The following is a 19178-nucleotide window of genomic DNA, read 5'->3' as shown; positions in this document are numbered from 1 at the left end:
CGTCGAGCGTTAACGGCAGGTGCCCCGCCCCCAAGGAAGGGGACGGGGCACCGTGGTCAGGCGTCGGGTTAGGCGAAGTCGGAGACTGCCGGGTCCGGGCCGATGCGGCCTTCAGCACCGCGGTCCAGGCCGTTGATGGCCTCGACGTCGGTGGCGTCCAGTGTGACGTTGAGAGCCTCGAAGTTCTCCTGAATGCGGGACTCGGTGACGGACTTGGGGATCACCACGTTTCCGATGGCCAGGTGCCAGGCGATGATGACCTGGGCCGGAGTTGCACCGTGCTTGGCCGCGATCTCAGCCACGGTGGCACTCTCCAAGAGCTCGCCACCCTGGCCCAGCGGGGACCAAGCCTGCGTCAGGATGCCCTTGGAAGCATTGAACTCACGAAGGTCGGCCTGGTTGAAGAACGGGTGCAGCTCTACCTGGTTGATGGCCGGAACAACGCCGGTTTCATCGATGATGTGCTGCAGGCCTTCCTTGGTGAAGTTGGAGACGCCGATGGACTTGACCCGGCCGCGCTTCTTGAGCTCGATCAGGGCCTTCCAGGTATCAACGTACTTTTCCTGCTTGGGCTGCTGCCAGTGAATCAGGTAAAGATCCAGAGTCTCGAGGCCGAGACGGTCCATGGACTCTTCAAAAGCCGCGAGTGTGGATTCGTAGCCCTGGTCAGCGTTCCACAGCTTGGTGGTGATGAAGATTTCCTCGGCGGAGAGGCCGGAGGAAGCAATGGCACGGCCGACGCCAGCCTCGTTGCCGTAGATTTTGGCGGTATCGATGTGGCGGAAGCCGGCCTCGAAAGCCTGGCGCACCACCTTTTCGGCTACATCGTCTTCAACTTGCCACACCCCGTAGCCGAGCTGGGGGATGGTGTTGCCGTCGTTGAAAGTAAGTGTTGGTGACGAAGTCATGTCTGCCATCCTGCCAGCAAACGTTTGTCAAAACGGCCGAATGTTACGCGGATCAGCTATGCGCTTAACTTCTTGCAAACAGGGAATAAGGGCGCGCGCGGGTAGTTGCGCACGCGCGGCTTTAATGTGCTGCTGCTTAGGCGTTGAGTTGGCGCTCCGCGTCAGCAACCTGCTCAAAGACCGATTCGGCCCGTCGCCGAACGGACAATGCGCCTACTGGAACGGGTCCCACGGCCAACCTCAACATGGCTGCGGCTTCGGCTGTGGTCGCCAGGGAGTTTCCTGCTTTGGACAGGGCTCGGTGCACGCCGGCCAGTGTTCCCGGGACATCCAGTCCATCGCTTGGAGACCTCTTCTGCGCCTCGACGCAGACAGTCCTCACGCGTGGCGATAGCTCGGCAAGTTCGTTAGCTATCTGAACGAGCTCGTTATAGAGCTGCTCATCATCAACGCCCTCGAGGACTTGGTGGTATCGGTCCAGCCCCCGGTGAAAACGGTCATGGGCACGGCGCCACAGTCCCTTGCCCAGCTCCAGATCGTCCTTCCGCCCTTGCCGGACGGCCCCAAAGAAACCCACCTGGGAACTCAGAGGTACTGGCCCGGGCCGTGGTCGGGGTCTTCCCTGCGGCCCTGGGCAGCAGCGCCGGGTGCACCGGGTGCAGCCGCCCGCTGCGGTTGGCCATTCTCGCCAATGACGATACCCGGCGCAATGACAGTCCCCGGCGGAAGTTGACGGAGTTGCATCTGCGCGGCCGCGTGTTCCTTGGCAGCCTGCTGAGCGGCGATCGCGGCCTGAATGCCATGGAACAAGCCCTCCAGCCAGCCGACGAGTTGTGCCTGCGCGATCCGAAGCTCCGCATCGGAGGGCGCTTTCTCGTCAGGGAAAGGCAAGCTGATCCGTTCCAGCTCCTCAATGAGTTCCGGAGCCAGCCCATCTTCAAGTTCCTTGATGGACCGCTCGTGGATCTCGGCCAGTCGACCCCGGGCAGCATCGTCCAAGGGCGCAGCCTTAACTTCCTCCAGGAGCTGGCGGACCATGGTGCCGATACGCATCACCTTGGCCGGCTCATCCACGAGTTCGTGAAGGTTCCCGCCCTTGGGCTTGGCTGACTCCTTCGCGGACTCCCCCTGCGGGGCTGGTTGCTCCTCCGGGCTTGCCGTACCCTCGTCCAGCGTGGTTCCTTCCACGGGGGTGTCGTCCGAAGCCTCATCCGTGGGCTGAATGTTGTTCAGATCGCTCATTCGTTCATACTCTCATGTGCTTTACGCGAACCACTGTCCAGGCCCTGAATTTGGACTTCGTTCGTAGCGAAACTCCCTTCCGGGTGCTGCCTCAGCAGCACCTGCCCTGCGGGTTGCTGTCCTGCCGGTCCATCCGGTCCCGCCAGAACTCGCGTTCAGTCATGGCGGGACCGGAATGGCCGCTTGCTTCGAAATGCTCAAGGTACTTCCGGTACGCGTCAGCACCCATGAGCGAGCCCATGTAGGTGGCGAAGCCCCGGAGGCCTTTAACGACGGTGTTCATTGGTAGCCTTCATCAGTGATGGCCGGCCTTCTGGGTCCGTTTCTCCGCAGGCAAGGCGTTCCACTCCGCGAGCAACTTCTTCTCAGCAACCGTCGGGAACAGCCCCGCCGGTGCGTACACCTTGGAAGGAACCGGTGGGTCCTCGTGGTCCTGACCGCCGCCGGCACGGATGGCCCTGATGGTGGCAATCAGCGCAGCAACGATCACGATGATGCTCAACGTCACGAAGATGACCGAAAGCACGCCCTGGATCATGGTGTTGCGGACCACAGCCTCCATGGCAGCGACGGTCTTGGCCGTGCCGAACTCCGTCTTGCCGTCAGCGAGTGCTTTGGAGAAGGCCTGGTTGTTCGCGAAGTAGCCCACTGCGGGGACAGGCGAGAAGATCTTGTGGAAGCTGGCAGTGATGGTCACAACCGCCGCGAATGCCAGCGGAGCTGCCACGATCCACAGCCATTTGAACACGCCACGCTTGGCAGTGATGGCCATGCACACCGCCAGCGCAATGGCAGCGAGAAGCTGGTTGGCGATGCCGAACAGCGGGAAGAGCGTGTTAATGCCACCCAGCGGATCAGTGACGCCCATCAGGAGCACGGCACCCCACGCACCCACCATGATGGCGGTGCACAGCCAGGCTCCGGGGCGCCACGAGGCCTCCTTGAACTTGGGAACAAAGTTGCCGATGGAGTCCTGCAGCATGAAGCGGGCAACACGGGTGCCTGCGTCAACGGCGGTAAGGATGAAGAGGGCTTCGAACATGATGGCGAAGTGGTACCAGAAAGCCATCATCCCCGGTCCGCCGATGAACTGCTGCATGATGTGCGCCAAACCGACTGCCAGCGTGGGAGCGCCACCGGAACGGGAAATGATGCTTTCCTCGCCGACGTCCTTTGCGGTCTGGGCCAGCACGTCCGGGGTGATGTTCACATTGGCCAGGCCAAGGCTGTTCACCCACTGCGCCGCGGATTCCACAGTGCCGCCGGTAAGGGCCAGAGGTGCGTTCATGGCGAAGTAGATGCCACGGTCGATCGAGATCGCGGCCACCAAGGCCATGATGGCCACGAAGGACTCCATCAGCATGCCGCCGTAACCGATGAAGCGGGTCTGCCGTTCCTTCTCGATCAGCTTGGGTGTGGTTCCCGAAGAAATGAGCGCATGGAAACCGGACAGGGCGCCACAAGCGATGGTGACGAACAGGAACGGGAACAGTGCGCCGGAGAACACAGGGCCGTTCTCCCGGCTGGCGAACTCGCTGAACGCCGGGACGGTGATCTCCGGCCGCACCACGATGATGGCGAGCGCGAGCATCACGATCACGCCGATCTTCATGAACGTGGAGAGGTAATCGCGCGGAGCCAGGAGCAGCCAGACGGGCAGGATTGCGGCGATGAAACCGTAAATGATGATGCCCCAGGCAATGGTGACCTTGTCCAAGTGGAAGAAGGCCGCACCCCACTCGGTACCGGCAACGGCGCCGCCGCCGATGATGGCTGCCATCAGGAGCACGAAGCCGATGATGGACACCTCCATCACCTTGCCCGGCCGGATGAAGCGCAGGTAGACGCCCATGAACAACGCGATGGGGATGGTCATGCCCACGGAGAACACGCCCCACGGGCTCTCGCCGAGGGCGTTGACCACCACCAGCGCGAGGATGGCCACAATGATGATCATGATGAGCAGGGTTGCGATGAGGGCAGCAGTGCCGCCGATGACGCCCAATTCTTCACGTGCCATCTGGCCCAGGGAACGTCCACCGCGGCGCATGGAGAAGAACATGACCAGGTAGTCCTGCACTGCCCCGGCGAGGACGACGCCGATGATGATCCAGATTGTGCCGGGAAGGTAACCCATCTGGGCCGCGATGACGGGTCCCACCAGCGGGCCGGCGCCCGCAATGGCCGCGAAGTGGTGCCCGAAAAGGACATTGCGGTCCGTGCGGACGTAGTCCTTGCCATCGGCCTTGTACTCGGCAGGGGTGGCACGGCGATCATCGGGCTTGAGCAGATAGCGCTCAATAACCTTGGAGTAGAACCGGTAGCCGATCAAATAGGTACAGACTGCAGCGAAGACAAACCAGATCGCGTTGACGGTCTCGCCGCGAACCAGCGCAAGCATGAACCATGCCACGGCTCCCAGCAGCGAAATCGCCACCCAAAGCCCGATCTTGGCCGGAGTCCACTTTCGTTCTTCGGCTTCGCGAACAGAATCATCCACGGCCGGTGCAGGCAGTGTGGGATCCAGTCCTTCCGCGAGTCCGGTCTGGTCAGGAACCTTGCCCATATCTCCTCCTTGAGAACTGCTCTGCCGCCGTGGACGCCCGCCCTGGCAGTCACGCGTCACCGGCATGCTACCAAGGAGGTTACTGGTGCAATGTGGAACGCACCGGAGCATCATACATCCGGCGCCGAACGGCGGCGAGGGTGCGACGAACGGCCAACCCTGCTCGCCGATGCGACCATGTGCCTAGTTCCGTTCCTTGAAATATTTGAAGAGCCGGGATTCGCGGCTGAGAGTGGCAGCGAGGAGGCTTCCTGTGATGGCCCCGAGGGTGCCTGCAAGTCCTATGGTGAGGATTTGGCCGTAGAGTGCGGTGGCGATCATCGGCGCACCAAAACGTGCTGCCAGGAGGACGCCTGCTGAGGCGGCCAGTCCACCGGCGCTGGACCATATGCCTGCCTCAACCAGTGTGATGAGGGTGAGGTCGCGCCTGGAGACTCCGGCATGGAGCGACGACGCGTATTCAAGACGCCTACGGGCTCCTCCAAGAAGACCAAAACCACCGGTATTGGCCGAACGGGTCTGGCACCCGCCCGCATCAAGCGGAGTCAGTTCACTCTCCCGGCCGGCGCTGAACTTGCACCATGCGCGCCTCGCAGAGATCCAACCATCGAACTTCCGCTTCGGCCTGGAAAATCAGTGAATCGAGCACCAGGAGCCAGGCGGTATCCGACGATCGTTGGTTGGCGGAGACCGCCTTTCTCGCCTGCGTATGTTCCTGCAGAGCCTTGACCGAGACTTCCCGTTGGGACTGGATCACCGCAGAGGTATCCACGTCCGGAAGCGACACCGCGAGCGCCAACTTGATGGCAATTTCGTTTCGCGGAGGATTGCCCCGGTCCACTGCGCCGGCGAACCACGCTTCGACTTCCTCAGCCCCGGCGTCGGTGATGCTGTACACGACGTGCCCGCCGCCGTCGTCGCCGTCTTTGCTGACCAGGCCGTCGCGCTCCAGCCGGTCCAGCGTTGTGTACACCTGGCCGATGTTCAACGGCCAGGCTGCCCCGGTCCTGTCCTCGAATTCGACGCGCAGCTCATAGCCGTACCGGGGCTGGTCCTGAAGCAGGGCCAGCAAGCTGTGCCGGATGGACATGAGGCTCCTCGCTGCGGTTGGTTGGACGATTCAGAGGAGCAGGAGGACCTTGCCCACGTGCTCGCCGGAGTCAAAGTATTCATGCGCTTCCCGGACTTGATCCAAGGGGAAGGACTTGGCCACAAGGGGCTTGATCCGGCCATCGGTGAGCATGGGCCACACCGACTCACGCACGGCGGACATGATGATTCCCTTTTCAGTAACCGGTCGCGGCCGGAGGGCTGTTCCGATGACGGCAGCCCGTTTGCTGAGGAGCTGGCCGAGGTTAATCTCGGCCTTTGTTCCGCCTTGCAGGCCGATGACGATGAGTCGTCCGTAGTCGGCGAGCGCCTCGATGTTCTGTTGCAGGTATTTGGCACCCACGACGTCGAGGATCACGTCCGCGCCTTTGCCTCCGTTATGCGCCTTGAGGCTTTCAGCGAAATCCTCTTCGGTGTAGTTGATGGCGATATCGGCACCCAGGAAGGCTTTGGCGGTGCCTACTTTCTCGTCAGTGCCCGCCGTGGTTGCCACCTTTGCGCCATAGGCTTTGGCCAATTGGATGGCCATGGTGCCGATGCCGCCGGTTGCACCGTGGATGAGCACAGTCTCGCCGGGTTGCAGCTGAGCGGTCATGATCAGGTTCGAGTACACCGTGGCGGCAACTTCGGGCAGCGCGGCGGCCGTAATCAGGTCCACGCCGTCGGGAATCCGGAGAACCTGCTCCGCCGGGACGGCGACCTGCTGGGCGTAGCCACCGCCGGACAACAGTGCCACTACTTTGTCCCCCACAGAGAATGCCTTGGTGACGCCGGGGCCGAAAGCGGCGATGCGGCCGGAGACCTCCAAGCCAGGAACTTCCGAGGCGCCCGGGGGCGGCGGATAGAAGCCACGCCGCTGCTGGACGTCCGCACGGTTCAGGCCCGCAGCCACGACGTCGATCAGCACCTCGCCCTCGCCGGGCACCGGAGAGGGGACCTCGCGGATTTCGAGGACTTCGGGCCCGCCTGGCTCTGAGATGTAGACGGCTTTCATGACGAACTCCCGGTTTCTTGCTTGTCTCCAGACCCCGGGGCAGGGGCCGGAAGACGTGATGTTTTGGAACAGCCAACTCCCTATGAAACACTACTAGGCGAGGAAGGTTGTCCGAGCGGCCTAAGGAGCTGGTCTTGAAAACCAGTGTGCGGTAACCCCGTACCAAGGGTTCAAATCCCTTACCTTCCGCGAATGAGGTGCCCCGGGTCCCAGGACCCGGGGCATTCTTGCGTCTGAGCCAGGGTTCCCGTGCGGAACTGATAACTCACAACCGGAAGATCATTGAAACTGTCAGAGGCCCCGCATAGTGTTCTGTCTGTCTCCACACCACACAGACATCAGCCGCAGTTTTGGCCGCGGCACAACCACAGGAGCCTTACCCATGCCCAAGCCTGACATCACTCCCGGTTCCCCCTGCTGGATCGACCTTGTGACGTCCGATACGGAGAAGGCCAAGGCCTTTTACACGGCACTTTTCGGCTGGACCTATGAAACCGGAGACCAGGAAAAGTACGGCGGCTACATCACGGCTTCCAAGGATGGCCGGATGGTTGCGGGCATCATGGAGAAGCAGGCGGACATGGGGGCCATGCCGGACGTTTGGTCCACCTACCTTCGCACCGACGACATCAAAGCAACCACCGAGGCCGCTGCCGCCAACGGCGGCCGGGTGCTCCTTGAACCCATGGAGGTCCCCGAGCAAGGCAGCATGGCCATGTACGGGGATGCCTCAGGCGCCGCAATCGGCGCCTGGCAGTTCGGTGAAATGAAGGGCTATGAGGTGGCGGCTGAGGCCGGAGCTCCCGCCTGGCATGAACTGCTTTCCAAGGACTACGAGTCCGCGGTCACTTTCTACCAGAAGGTCTTCGGCTGGGACACGGAGGTCATGAGCGACACTCCGGAATTCCGATACACAACCCTGGGTGCCGGTGACGACGCCAAGGCGGGCATCATGGATGCCTCCGGTTTCCTGCCCGAGCAGGTCCCCTCCATGTGGAGTGTGTATTTCGCGGTGGAAGACACGGACGCCACTGCTGAGCGAGCCGCGTCCCTCGGTGCCACCATTATGCAGCCCGCCGAGGACACACCCTTCGGGCGCTTGGCCACGTTATCGGACCCGACCGGCGCCGTTTTCAAGGTGATCCAGGACTTGGGCCAGACCGCCTAGTCGTCGGGCTATTGGGCCGTTGCACGGTCCCTCATTGTTGACCCCAGGTCAACCCTCCATTCATCCGTTCGTGTTCAGCTAGGTCCGAGGCAGCTTTACCCGGGAGTAACTTCCGGCACTCGCCCACTTCACAAGACAGTGGGCGCCATTCATGGAGCTCCACAGGGCTCACTGATGAAAGTTCAAGCGGATGAAATTTATGCATTGGAAATCCTTGGCGGGCACTGTCCTGTCGGCTGGGCTGATTACCGCCCCGCTGACGGCAGTACCGGCCTTTGCAGCTGATGAGCTCGCAGCCGGCGCATCGCCCGTGGTGATCAACGAGGCCTACCTCAGCGGTGGCAGCAACGGTGCGGCCTTCAAGAACAAGTTCGTGGAGCTTTACAATTCCTCGGACGCACCGGTCAGCCTGGCGGGCTGGTCGCTGCAGTACCGGTCTGCCACTACCAGCACAGCGCCCACGGGGATCACGCCCCTGACCGGCAGCATCCCCGCGAAGGGATATTTCCTGGTCCAAGGCGCCACCAACAGCGGAACGTCCACGGCGCCGGAACTACCCAAAGCCGATGTCCAGGCAGCCGGCACGCTGAACCCCAGCGGAACTACCGGGACGCTGATCCTGGCCAAGCAGGCCACTGCCGTCACTCCCCTTCCGACGGGGTCGGTGACGGGCAACGCAGCCATCGCTGACCTCCTGGGCTACGGCACCTCCAACACCTTTGAGACCGCCGTTGCCACCGCACCCACCGTCAACTCGGACGTTAAGAGCCTCAACCGCACCAATGGTGCGGACACCGACTCCAACGCGGCGGATTTCAGCCTCAGCGCCACCATCACCCCCACCGCCTCCAACGGCAGCGGAACCCCGCCCGTTGACCCCCAGCCCGAGCCCGGGGTCAAGACCATCGCCGAGATTCAAGGAACCGGTACAGCCAGCCCGTTTGTTGGCAGCACCGTGACAACCAGCGGCAAGGTCACCGCTGTCTATGCGACCGGCGGTTTCAACGGCTACTACGTCCAAACCGCCGGAAGTGGCGGGGACAACGCGGGGGCGGCCAGGACGGCGTCGGACGCTTTGTTCGTCTATTCGCCGTCGACGGCGCCAACGGTCCAACCGGGCGACTACGTGCAGCTCACCGGTGTGGTCAGCGAATTCGCCAGCCAAACCCAGCTGACCGTTGAGGCGGCGGGGTTAAAGAAGCTGACCGAAGCCGCGCCGGAGGTTAAGTCCACGCCGTTCACGCTGCCAGCCAATGAGGCCGCCCGGGAAAGCCTGGAAGGCATGCTCCTGGCCCCGCAAGGTGACTTTACGGTCTCGGACAACTACTCCCTGAACCAGTACGGCGAGATCGGCCTCGCGGCCGGCACATCGCCTTTGGTACAGCCGACGGCGGTAGCCACCTACGGTTCGCCGGAGTATGCCGCTGTGGTAGCGGACAACGCGCTGCGCGGGATCAAGCTCGACGACGGTGCGTCCACCAACTTCTTGAAGGACGCCACCACCAAGGCCCAGCAATTGCCCTACCTGACCACGTCCGATCCTGTCCGCGTCGGTTCCCCGGCGCAGTTCCGGACTGACGTCATCCTGGGCTACGGCAACAACTCCTGGAAGTTCCAGCCCCTGACTGCGCTGAGCCCGGCCAACGCTGACTCTGTCCAGCCGGCGAGCTTCACCGCCTCCCGGCCCGAAGGTCCCGCCGACGTGGGGGGCAACCTCAAGCTGGCTTCCTTCAACGTGCTGAACTACTTCCCCACCACCGGTGACCAGCTGGCCGGCTGCGTCTTCTACACCGACCGCGAGGGCAACCCGATCACGGTCAAGGAAGGCTGCAACGCCCGCGGTGCTGCCAACGCGGAGAACTTCGAGCGCCAGCAGAGCAAGATCGTTGCCGCCATCACCAAGTCCGGCGCCGACGTCGTATCCCTTGAAGAGATCGAGAACTCGGCGCAGTTCGGCAAGAACCGCGACGACGCCTTGTCCAAGCTGGTGGATGCCCTCAACGTCAAGACACCCGGTGTTTGGGACTACGTGCGCACACCCGCCAACGCTCCCCCGCTGAGCGACGAGGACATGATCCGCACAGCATTCATCTACAAGAAGGCAGCGGCCGAGCCCGTGGGCGAGTCCATCATCCACAACGACACCGTGGCCTTCGCAAGTGCCCGCAAGCCCCTCGCGCAGCTCTTCAAGCCGGTTGGCGGGGACGATGACAAAAAGTTCATCGCGATCGTGAACCACTTCAAGTCCAAGGGCTCCGCCGCGACCCCGGATGACACGGACAAGGGCCAGGGCGCGTCGAACATCGCACGCACAAAGCAGGCTGAATCCCTGCTCGCCTTCTCCAAGGACCTCCAGGCGTCCAAGGGCACGGACAAGGTCTTCCTGATCGGCGACTTCAACGCCTACGCCAAGGAAGATCCCATCAACGTCCTCACCGGCGCCGGTTACACCGACCTTGAGGTGGGTACAGGCAAGCACTCGTACCTCTTCGGAGGCATGGTTGGCTCGCTGGACCACATCCTCGCTTCTCCTGCCGCCCACAAGGTGGTGACCGGAACAGACATCTGGAACATCAACTCCGTGGAGTCCGTCGCGCTGGAGTACAGCAGGTATAACAACAATGTGACCAACTACTATGCCCAGGACGAGTTCCGGGCCAGTGACCACGATCCTGTGGTGGTGGGCCTGAACCTGACTGCGGACCAACCGGCAACCGTCGACCTGCAGTTCCTGGGTATCAACGATTTCCACGGGCGGATCGACTCAAACACCGTCCTGTTCGCCGGAACGGTGGAAAAGCTCCGCGCTGCAGCTGCTCCCGGCGCTACGGCCTTCATTTCGGCCGGTGACAACATCGGTGCTTCCCTCTTCGCTTCTTCGGTGGCGAAGGACCAACCCACCATCGACGTCTTGAACGCGCTCGAATTGCAGGCTTCCGCTGTAGGCAACCACGAGTTCGACGGCGGTTGGGCGGACCTGCGCGACCGCGTCACAGCTGGAGGTACCAACGCGAAGTTCGCCTACCTGGGCGCGAACGTCTACCAGAAGGGCACCAGCACCCCGGTCCTGCCGGAGTACAAGGTGATGGACATGAACGGCATGCGGGTAGCAGTGATCGGTACTGTCACGCAGGAAGTTCCGTCCCTGGTGACCCCGGCCGGAATCGCGGATCTGGAGTTCGGCGATCCTGTGGAAGCCATCAACCGGGTTGCCGCGAAGATCAAGGCCGACAACCTGGCAGACCTCATCATCGTGGAAAACCACGACGGCGCTGCTTCCGGAACACCCGAGGGCGCCACGTTGGAGCAGGAAGTTGCAGCCGGCGGGCCGTTCGCCAAGCTGGTCAACGAAACCACTCCCGACGTCGCCGCGATCTTCACAGGACACACGCACAAGGAATACGCCTGGGACGCTCCGATCCTGGACGCCAACGGCCAGCCCACCGGCAAGACCCGCCCCATTGTGCAGACTGGCAACTACGGCGAGAACGTAGGCAGCGTGACCCTCACAGTGGACACCGCAAGCAAGTCCGTGACCTCTTACAAGGCCGCCATCGTGGACCGGACTACCGAGACCGCTGAAAGCCTCGTTGCCACCTACCCGCGTGTGGCGGCAGTGAAAACCATCGTGGACAAGGCCCTCGCCCAGGCTGCCGAGATCGGCAACCAGCCGGTAGGCGCGGTGACAGCTGATATCACCACGGCCTTCACCCCGGATCCCGCCGGCGGCGCCCCCAAGCGGGACGATCGCGCGAACGAATCCACGCTCGGCAACCTGGTGGCGGACTCCCTGGTGGATACACTCAAGGCTCCCGAACTGGGTGCGGCGGAGATCGGCGTCGTGAACCCCGGAGGCCTGCGTAATGAGCTGTACTACGCACCGGACGGGACCATCACCTACGCCGAGGCCAACGCGGTCCTGCCGTTCGTGAACAATCTCTGGACCACGTCGCTGACCGGCGCTCAGTTCAAGACGCTCCTGGAGCAGCAGTGGCAGACCAACGCCGACGGCACCATTCCCAGCCGCCCCTACCAGCAGCTGGGCGTGTCCAAGAACGTCAGCTACACCTACGACGCCGCCCGCGCCGCAGGTGACCGCATCACCGGCATCTGGGTGAACGGTGCTGTGCTCGATCCTGCCAAGCAGTACAGGATCGGGACGTTCAGCTTCCTGGCTACCGGCGGTGACAACTTCCGGGTCTTCAAGGAAGGGACCAACACCAAAGACACGGGCTTGGTGGACCGCGATGCGTGGATCAAGTACCTGCGCGAGCACAACCCTGTTTCGCCCGACTTCGCACGCCGTTCCGTTGCCGTGGCCAACTCCACGGCGGCTGAGGTCAAGGCCGGAGAGTCCATTACGCTGGCCATCTCCAAGCTGAACCTCACCTCCATCGGCAGCCCGGCCAACGCAACGCTGAATGCAGTGTTCGTCGATGGCAAGGGCTCGGAATCGGCACTCGGTTCGGTCCCGGTGACCGCGGGCACCGCCACGGTGGACCTCAAGGTTCCCGCCGCGGCAGCTGCAGGCACCGGCACGTTGGTGCTGACCGCCGTCGAGAGCGGAACCGTGGTGAAAACGCTGGTGAACGTAGCGGAAAGCGGCACCAACCCGCCGCAGTGCACCGCACCCGTCAAGCCGTCCAAGTGGTACGACATCGTGGGATGGATCCGGTACGGCTTTGCCTGGTTGGAGTACCAGAGGTGCCTGAGGGGCTAGCCGCCCCTGAGCCACAGGGCCGAGAGGCCAGTACCCGCGAGGCCGGTACAAGGCAGGACCCCTCACGATCTTCTTCGTGAGGGGTCCTGCCTTTGGTTTGCGGCCTTTTGGGCCTGCGCGGTTACTTGTTCACGGGTTCCGGTTCCCGGTCCCTTTCTGCATCCCGCTGGAGCTCAGCCTTGAACTCCTCGTAACGGGCCAAGTGCGCGGGACGGCGCCGGAGAATCAACCAGGCGACACCCAGAATGATGAACCACACGGGCGTGGCCAACAGGGCCGTGAGCGTGTCCGGTTGCGTGGTCAGAGCCCAGAGGACGAAGGCGAAGAACGCGAACACCACCCACACCATCACCACTCCACCGGGCATCTTGAACGCCGAGGACTCGTGCAAGTGCGGGCGGCGCTTCCGGAAGGCAAGGTAGCTCGCCAGGATGATGGACCAGACGAAGACGAAACACACAGCGGACACCGTAGTGACCATGTCGAACGCCTTGCCGATGTCCGAGCCGGCATACATGAGGACGACGCCGGACAGCAGCAGGATGCAGGACAGGAACAGGGCGTTGCGGGGCACTTTGCGTCCGGACAGCGCGCCGAAAACCTTGGGTGCGTCGCCTTCCTGCGCGAGTCCGAACACCATGCGGGACGTGGAGTAGATGCCAGAGTTGGCCGACGACATGGCCGAGGTCAGCACCACCAGGTTGACGATGGTGGCCGCTGCGCCGAGACCAGCGAGCGAGAACATGGCGATGAAGGGGCTATGTCCGGCAGCAAACTGGGTCCACGGGGTGACGGACATGAGGATGATCAGCGCGCCCACATAAAAGAGCAGCACGCGGATGGGGATGGAGTTGATGGCTTTGGGGAGGTTCTTCTCGGGGTCCTTGGCCTCGGCAGCTGTTGTGCCCACGAGTTCGATGCCCACGAACGCGAAGACGGCGATCTGGAAGCCGGCCACGAAGCCCATGAATTCATTCGGGAAGAAGCCGCCGTGGCTCCACAGGTTGGTGAAGCTGGCCGGTCCGGCGTCGGACTGGAAGCCGCTGAAAATCATGAATAGGCCAACGATGATGAGCGCCGCAATGGCCACGATCTTGATGAGGGCGAACCAGAACTCCGTCTCACCGAAGGCTTTCACGGTGGCGAGGTTCAGGAGCAGGAGGATGCCGATGGTGATCAGGCCCGGCACCCAGAGGGGCAGGGAGGGCCAAAGTTCCTGGGAATACCCCGCGATTGCGATCACGTCCGCGATCCCGGTGATCACCCAGCAGAACCAGTACGTCCAGCCGGTGAAGAAGCCGGCCCACGGTCCCAGGAGGTCGGCGGCGAAGTCGCTGAAGGATTTGTAATTGAGGTTGCTGAGCAGCAGTTCGCCCATGGCGCGCATAACGAAGAACAGCATGAAGCCGATGATCATGTACACGAAGATGACGGATGGGCCGGCAGCGGAAATGGTCTTGCCGGATCCCATGAAGAGGCCGGTGCCAATGGCTCCGCCGATGGCGATGAGCTGGATGTGGCGGTTGCTGAGTTGTCGCTCGAGGTGGGGTGAATCTGTGCCGGTGGAAGGCGGGCGCTGAATCGTCAAAGGAACTCCATCGTTCAGGCGGCACGGGGTGCCACATTGATTCGGGTTCCTCCCCGCTCTGTACGTGGACCTGAGAGTTTCCGCCTTCCTGCAGGGCAGGAAGGCTTGCACCTTCGGTGAGCCCGGTGACCGGACTGCTTTCCAGAGTTGCCTCGCCGCGGCGGTACATGGGCCTGAGAGATTCCTGGGGAGGGTTTGCTCCTACGGCGCCTGACGGGATGTACCGGCAGGACTCTCCCGCCGCAGATCAAAAGCGCGCACACCCAAGTGGGTGATGCAGCTCACACAGTAGCCAAGGTCGGGTAGAGGTGCAACCCCACGTCCCTAGCGGCCCAGAATGCTACGCGCAATCTCATCAGCATCGCGGAGCGTCCGCTGGCCGCTCGCGTAGGCGGGTCCGGTGCGCGGCCTGGCCTCGGCAGCGATGGCCGTCCCCCACTGCGAAGCGGACAATTGCAGGCCCAGGACATACAAGTTCCTGGTGATGGATCCGTTGGCAGCCAGAGGCCTGTAAGGATGGGGTTCCACGTCCAGGCCGGTGGTCTGCATGGGCGTGCCCTCAACACTCATCATGATCTTGGTGCGGACCAGCCCGTCGGACATGAGCTGTTCCAGCAGCGGCGAGAGGTTGATGCCCACCCTGTTTGCCGGCGACATCGCCTCGATAAGCGTCCGCGCTTCAACCGGACCGTCGTGAACCCACGGCGAAACCGCCCGGAACAGCTTAACACCCCGGTCCACACTGAACTTCGGATCCGGTCCCACGAAACTTACGACGCCGGCACGCGCCAAAGCGGCCAACTGCTCCGATCGCAGGGCTGGCGCTCCGCTGGCGAGGCCTTCCACGAACGACTCGAACCAGCCGCGCAAACCCGCCAGCCAGGACTCATCGGTGATTCCGCCATCCGCCACGACGGATTTGAGGATGGCCCGGCCGGTGTGGAGGGCGCCGATGGCCATCTTGACGGGGTCCGCCTCGCCGAGTGCAGATCGTCGGGCATCATCGTCAAGGTAGGCCGTGATTGCGGCATCCAACTCGCTCCGGGAAGCAAAGGTACGGCCTGCGAGCGGCGCCGCGAGCCCTCTCAGGTTCAGCCGGCGGGAGGTAACAACGTGCTTTTCCACCACGTCTCCCACCTTTATTTCCCAGTTCGCCGTGGTGTGCGCATGTGGTTGGAGCGCGTCCTCCAGGTCAGCCAGGAACTGTGCGGGGTCCTTGATCGCGGCGGGCTGGGACCGTGCAAGCGTTGAATAGTAGGCCCAGAGTGCATCACGGTGAAGCAGAGGCCAAAGGTCATGATCGAAGCCCGGCTGGATACCCGCTGCACGGAACCGGTCCACGGCATCTTCCGTCAGGTAGCGCATGGTGATGCTGCTGGGGTAGTAGCCCGCCAGCCCCGCCTTGGCACGATACGGGGTGCCCCTGCGGGACGCAGCAATGATCCGGGGCTCCCTGCCCGATGCCCGGTACTCGAGGATGCCCGCGCCGGGCGAACCAGCCTCAACGAACTTGCCGCCGCGGGCCTCCGTCAACTGGCCCATGACATCGAAGAAGTTCAAGCCCATGCCGCGGACCAGCACGGGCTCATTGTCCGGCACAGCCTGCCAATCAACGTCAGCCGGCGGAGCAGGCGGGAAGTACAGCAGGCCCTGTTCGTCCGCGGCACTCTTGAAGGACCGCTGCTCAGGGTTCAGCCGGGACTCGATGTGACCCAGGGCGAGGACCACGGAACCGACGGTGAGCGTCGCACCGCTGGCGAGTTCGACGTCGAACCCGTCCGCTACGGGGCGCGCAGCAACGGCGAGCGTCTCATGGAAGGTGACCTTGACGCCGTCGGGCAGCCGTTCCAGCAATCCGTCCAGAGTCTGGCGAAGGTAGCGCCCGTAGATCGCGCGGCTGGGAAAGTTGTGCGATTCGAGGGTGGAAAGCTCCGCCTTTTCGGCGTCGTTCAGTCCCATGCCATCACGACGACGGGCCTCACGCCATTGATCGAACGAACCACCCGCGAGCGGCGGTGCGAGCTGGGGGTCCTCCGGAATAAGCGTGGGATAGAACGACTGGGTGTTCATGAGGAACAGTCGTGACTGCTCCGGCTGCCACACATGACCCGAACCGGCCGGATAAGGATCCACGACGTCGATGTGCAACGTGGTGCCGTGCGGGCTGTCCGCAGCCCAATTCGCGAGCAACCGCTCAAGGACACTGGTGCCCCGAGGGCCGGCCCCAATCAGGGCAACACGGTTGGTTTGGGATTTAGCCACGCTCAAGCCTAACTTCTGCGTGACTTGCTTACCGTTGAACAGTGTTGCTTGGATGGGGCGATGACCACCACAGAAGCTGATCCGACGCCACTCCCCGAGAATGACGCTGCGCCGGCCTCCGGCCCCCGCCACGCAGCGGACGTCGCGCCCGAACCCACGGACGAAAACGTCTGGCTCGAGGACATCCACGGCGAAGAGCAGCTGGCGTGGGTCCGCGAGCAGAACGCCCGCACCGAGGAACTCTTGGAGGACGCCGAATATGAGGCCGTTGAGGCCGGCATCCTGGAGGTCCTCGACTCCACCGATCGCATCGCCATGGTCTCCAAACGAGGCGATTTCTACTACAACTTCTGGAAAGACCAGGAACACCCCAAGGGCCTCTGGCGCCGCACCACCTGGGAAAGCTACCTCACCGAAGAACCCGAGTGGGACGTTCTGCTGGACATCGACGCCCTCGCCGCCGCTGAAGGCGTCGAGTGGGTCTTCCACGGCGTTGGCTTCCTCCGTCCAGCCGACGGCTCCGAGTACCGCCTGGCCATGGTTTCGCTATCTCCCGACGGCGGCGACGCTGACCGCCACCGCGAGTTCGACGTCGAATCCCGCACCTTCGTGGAGGGTGGCTTTGATCTGCCCACCGCCAAGGGCAACGTCAGCTGGCTGGACGCCGACACTTTGCTCGTATCCAGCACAGCCGAAGGCCTGCCAGCAACTACCTCGTCCTATGCGCGGACCGGCGTGAAGCTCCGCCGTGGCCAGTCCCTTGCCGACGCCGAGCGCCTCTTCGAAATCCCCGAGGACCACATGCTGGCCATGGTGGCCCACGACTCCACGCCTGGCTACGAGCGGACTTTCGCCGTGGACTACATCGACTTCTACAACCGCAGTACATCGCTGCTGCGCGACGACTCCTGGGTGGTCATCGACGTTCCCACGGATGTGAACATCAGCGCCCACCGGGATTGGCTGCTGTTCCGTCCGCAGAAGGACTGGGATGTTGCCGGTGTTCTCTACCCTGCCGGGTCCTTGCTGGCCGCGGACTTCGAGTCCTATCTGGCAGGGACCCGTTCACTGCTGGTCCTGTTCACGCCGGATGCCCACACGTCGCTGCAGTCGTGGAGCTGGACCAAGGACTACCTCCTGCTGAACCTCCTGCGCGATGTGTCCTCCGAGATCCGGGTGCTGGACCCATCCCGTCCCGACTCCGAAGGCGGCTGGACGTCCACCGTCCTGGACGCGTGCCCGCCCCTGCACGACGTCAACGCCTACGCCGTGGATGACGAAGACGCTGGCCCTGAAGGCAACGACTTTTGGCTGGTGGCCACCGGCTTCACGACACCCACCACATTGACCCGGGGGACGCTCGGTGCTGCGTCGTCGGGTGGTGCTTCGTCGGGTGGTGCTTCGGCGGGTGGTGGTTCGGAGGCCAGTGGCGTGGCGAGCCAGCACGCCGAAGTCAAGCGGTCGCCGTCGTTCTTCAACGAAGCCGACTACGAGGTCCAGCAGCACTTCGCGGTGTCTGACGACGGGACCAAGGTCCCCTACTTCCAGGTCGCTTCCAAGGACCTGGTGCTGGACGGGCAAAACCCCACTCAGCTCTCCGGATATGGCGGGTTCGAGGTTTCGCGGACTCCGGCATACAGCGGAACCATGGGTCGGGCCTGGCTGGAGCGCCGCACCTTGGGCGCATCCTCCGACGACGGTGCTGCCGCGCACTCACGCGGCGGCGTCTACGTTGTTGCCAACATCCGCGGCGGCGGCGAATACGGTCCCTCCTGGCACCGTGCAGCCCTCCAGGAAAACCGGCACCGCGCGTACGAGGACTTCGCGGCCGTGGCGAAGGACCTCATCTCGCGAGGCGTCACCAGCCGCCGTCGACTCGGTTGCGTAGGTGGTTCCAACGGCGGCCTCCTGGTAGGCAACATGCTGACCCAATATCCGGAACTGTTCGGCGCTGTGTCCTGCGGAGTGCCGCTCCTGGACATGCGCCGCTACACCAAGCTCTCCGCCGGATACTCGTGGATCGCCGAATATGGTGACCCGGATGTCCCCGCGCAATGGGATTTCATCCGCACCTTCTCGCCGTACCATTTGCTTCACGACGGCGTGGAATACCCGGAGACCTTCATTTGGACCGCCACGTCCGATGATCGTGTGGGACCCGTCCAGGCCCGCAAAATGGCGGCGCGAATGCAAGCCATGGGCATCCCGAACGTATGGTTCCATGAAGCCCTGGAAGGCGGCCATGCGGGGGCCTCCGACAACAGGCAGGCCGCAGCGCTTCAGGCCCGGAGCAACCACTTCCTGTGGCGTTCGCTGGCTGGGAGCAACTAACAGTTCGCTGAAGCCCGATTCGACGGTTCCCTGCGAACTGTGCCGTGCGAACGGCATGGCTGGCACGGAACCAACGAAACGGGCGGCTTGGCCGGGGCGTTTTGCGCTGGAAGGCACCTTCTGCGTATCCTTGGTGGGCTAGCAATAGCAAAGGGAGACGTGCCAGAGCGGCCGAATGGGCTTCACTGCTAATGAAGTGTGGGGCACAACTCCACCGGGGGTTCAAATCCCCCCGTCTCCGCGAATTGGTCCCGGTTTTCGAACCGGGACCTTTTGCGTTTAAGGCTCT

13 protein-coding genes, 2 tRNA genes and 1 riboswitch are annotated in these 19178 nt (G+C 63.1%); of the genes, 5 read left to right on the top strand and 10 right to left on the bottom strand.

What is annotated here, in order from left to right:
* Positions 1-68 precede the first annotated feature (68 nt).
* From ARUE_RS04065 to ARUE_RS04035, 8 genes are all read right to left on the bottom strand, one after another.
* Positions 69-908 carry an aldo/keto reductase gene (locus ARUE_RS04065; RefSeq protein WP_043469787.1) on the bottom strand — a complete coding sequence of 280 codons (840 nt, stop codon included), beginning with the start codon at positions 906-908 and terminating at the stop codon, positions 69-71.
* A 136-nt stretch (positions 909-1044) separates the two neighbouring features.
* Positions 1045-1485 (bottom strand): hypothetical protein, encoded by a 441-nt coding sequence (locus ARUE_RS04060; protein WP_011773594.1) that lies wholly within the window; start codon positions 1483-1485, stop codon positions 1045-1047.
* An 8-nt stretch (positions 1486-1493) separates the two neighbouring features.
* Positions 1494-2150, bottom strand: a complete 657-nt coding sequence (locus ARUE_RS04055) for a bacterial proteasome activator family protein (RefSeq protein ID WP_011773593.1) — start codon at positions 2148-2150, stop codon at positions 1494-1496.
* Between the two features lie 91 nt (positions 2151-2241).
* Positions 2242-2433, bottom strand: a complete 192-nt coding sequence (locus ARUE_RS04050; protein WP_011773592.1) for a YbdD/YjiX family protein — start codon at positions 2431-2433, stop codon at positions 2242-2244.
* A 12-nt stretch (positions 2434-2445) separates the two neighbouring features.
* A complete protein-coding gene (locus ARUE_RS04045; RefSeq protein ID WP_011773591.1) occupies positions 2446-4716 on the bottom strand; it encodes a carbon starvation CstA family protein in 2271 nt (756 codons plus the stop codon).
* A gap of 183 nt (positions 4717-4899) precedes the next feature.
* On the bottom strand, positions 4900-5037 hold the full coding sequence (locus tag ARUE_RS24025; protein WP_162486109.1) for a hypothetical protein: 138 nt from the start codon (positions 5035-5037) through the stop codon (positions 4900-4902).
* A 229-nt stretch (positions 5038-5266) separates the two neighbouring features.
* On the bottom strand, positions 5267-5806 hold the full coding sequence (locus ARUE_RS04040) for a PadR family transcriptional regulator (protein ID WP_011773590.1): 540 nt from the start codon (positions 5804-5806) through the stop codon (positions 5267-5269).
* A gap of 30 nt (positions 5807-5836) precedes the next feature.
* The gene (locus ARUE_RS04035) at positions 5837-6820 is read right to left on the bottom strand and encodes an NAD(P)H-quinone oxidoreductase (protein ID WP_014920814.1); all 984 of its coding nucleotides are present in this window, start codon (positions 6818-6820) and stop codon (positions 5837-5839) included.
* A 101-nt stretch (positions 6821-6921) separates the two neighbouring features.
* Between ARUE_RS04035 and ARUE_RS04030 the strand changes: the two genes are divergently transcribed.
* From ARUE_RS04030 to ARUE_RS04020, 3 genes are all read left to right on the top strand, one after another.
* A tRNA-Ser gene (locus tag ARUE_RS04030) sits at positions 6922-7009 on the top strand.
* 193 nt (positions 7010-7202) lie between these two features.
* On the top strand, positions 7203-7988 hold the full coding sequence (locus tag ARUE_RS04025; RefSeq protein ID WP_014920813.1) for a VOC family protein: 786 nt from the start codon (positions 7203-7205) through the stop codon (positions 7986-7988).
* A gap of 190 nt (positions 7989-8178) precedes the next feature.
* A complete protein-coding gene (locus ARUE_RS04020) occupies positions 8179-12708 on the top strand; it encodes an ExeM/NucH family extracellular endonuclease (protein WP_502691438.1) in 4530 nt (1509 codons plus the stop codon).
* Between the two features lie 121 nt (positions 12709-12829).
* Here the strand turns inward: ARUE_RS04020 and cycA are convergent, their stop codons facing one another.
* Entirely contained in the window at positions 12830-14296 is a 1467-nt protein-coding gene (gene cycA, locus ARUE_RS04015) for a D-serine/D-alanine/glycine transporter (RefSeq protein WP_014920811.1), read from the bottom strand.
* A gap of 151 nt (positions 14297-14447) precedes the next feature.
* Positions 14448-14546, bottom strand: a riboswitch (glycine riboswitch).
* A gap of 74 nt (positions 14547-14620) precedes the next feature.
* Positions 14621-16558, bottom strand: a complete 1938-nt coding sequence (locus ARUE_RS04010; protein ID WP_014920810.1) for an FAD/NAD(P)-binding protein — start codon at positions 16556-16558, stop codon at positions 14621-14623.
* Positions 16559-16618: 60 nt separating this feature from the next.
* On the opposite strand from ARUE_RS04010, the gene ARUE_RS04005 reads away from it, so the two are divergent.
* A complete protein-coding gene (locus ARUE_RS04005; RefSeq protein WP_014920809.1) occupies positions 16619-18889 on the top strand; it encodes a prolyl oligopeptidase family serine peptidase in 2271 nt (756 codons plus the stop codon).
* Between the two features lie 153 nt (positions 18890-19042).
* A tRNA-Ser gene (locus tag ARUE_RS04000) sits at positions 19043-19130 on the top strand.
* Positions 19131-19178 lie beyond the last annotated feature (48 nt).

The sequence above is a fragment of the Arthrobacter sp. Rue61a genome (genome assembly GCF_000294695.2).
Taxonomy (GTDB): domain Bacteria; phylum Actinomycetota; class Actinomycetes; order Actinomycetales; family Micrococcaceae; genus Arthrobacter; species Arthrobacter aurescens_A.
The sequence above is the reverse complement of the archived record's forward strand: the minus strand, read 5'-3'. Positions and strand labels throughout refer to the sequence as shown.

Bases quoted from the DNA above. Each gene is read 5' to 3' on its own strand.
- ARUE_RS04065 (WP_043469787.1), bottom strand. From the start codon at position 908: ATGACTTCGTCACCAACACTTACTTTCAACGACGGCAACACCATCCCC.
- ARUE_RS04055 (WP_011773593.1), bottom strand. From the start codon at position 2,150: ATGAGCGATCTGAACAACATTCAGCCCACGGATGAGGCTTCGGACGAC.
- ARUE_RS04050 (WP_011773592.1), bottom strand. From the start codon at position 2,433: ATGAACACCGTCGTTAAAGGCCTCCGGGGCTTCGCCACCTACATGGGC.
- ARUE_RS04045 (WP_011773591.1), bottom strand. From the start codon at position 4,716: ATGGGCAAGGTTCCTGACCAGACCGGACTCGCGGAAGGACTGGATCCC.
- ARUE_RS24025 (WP_162486109.1), bottom strand. From the start codon at position 5,037: ATGATCGCCACCGCACTCTACGGCCAAATCCTCACCATAGGACTTGCA.
- ARUE_RS04040 (WP_011773590.1), bottom strand. From the start codon at position 5,806: ATGTCCATCCGGCACAGCTTGCTGGCCCTGCTTCAGGACCAGCCCCGG.
- ARUE_RS04035 (WP_014920814.1), bottom strand. From the start codon at position 6,820: ATGAAAGCCGTCTACATCTCAGAGCCAGGCGGGCCCGAAGTCCTCGAA.
- ARUE_RS04025 (WP_014920813.1), top strand. From the start codon at position 7,203: ATGCCCAAGCCTGACATCACTCCCGGTTCCCCCTGCTGGATCGACCTT.
- ARUE_RS04020 (WP_502691438.1), top strand. From the start codon at position 8,179: ATGAAATTTATGCATTGGAAATCCTTGGCGGGCACTGTCCTGTCGGCT.
- ARUE_RS04005 (WP_014920809.1), top strand. From the start codon at position 16,619: ATGACCACCACAGAAGCTGATCCGACGCCACTCCCCGAGAATGACGCT.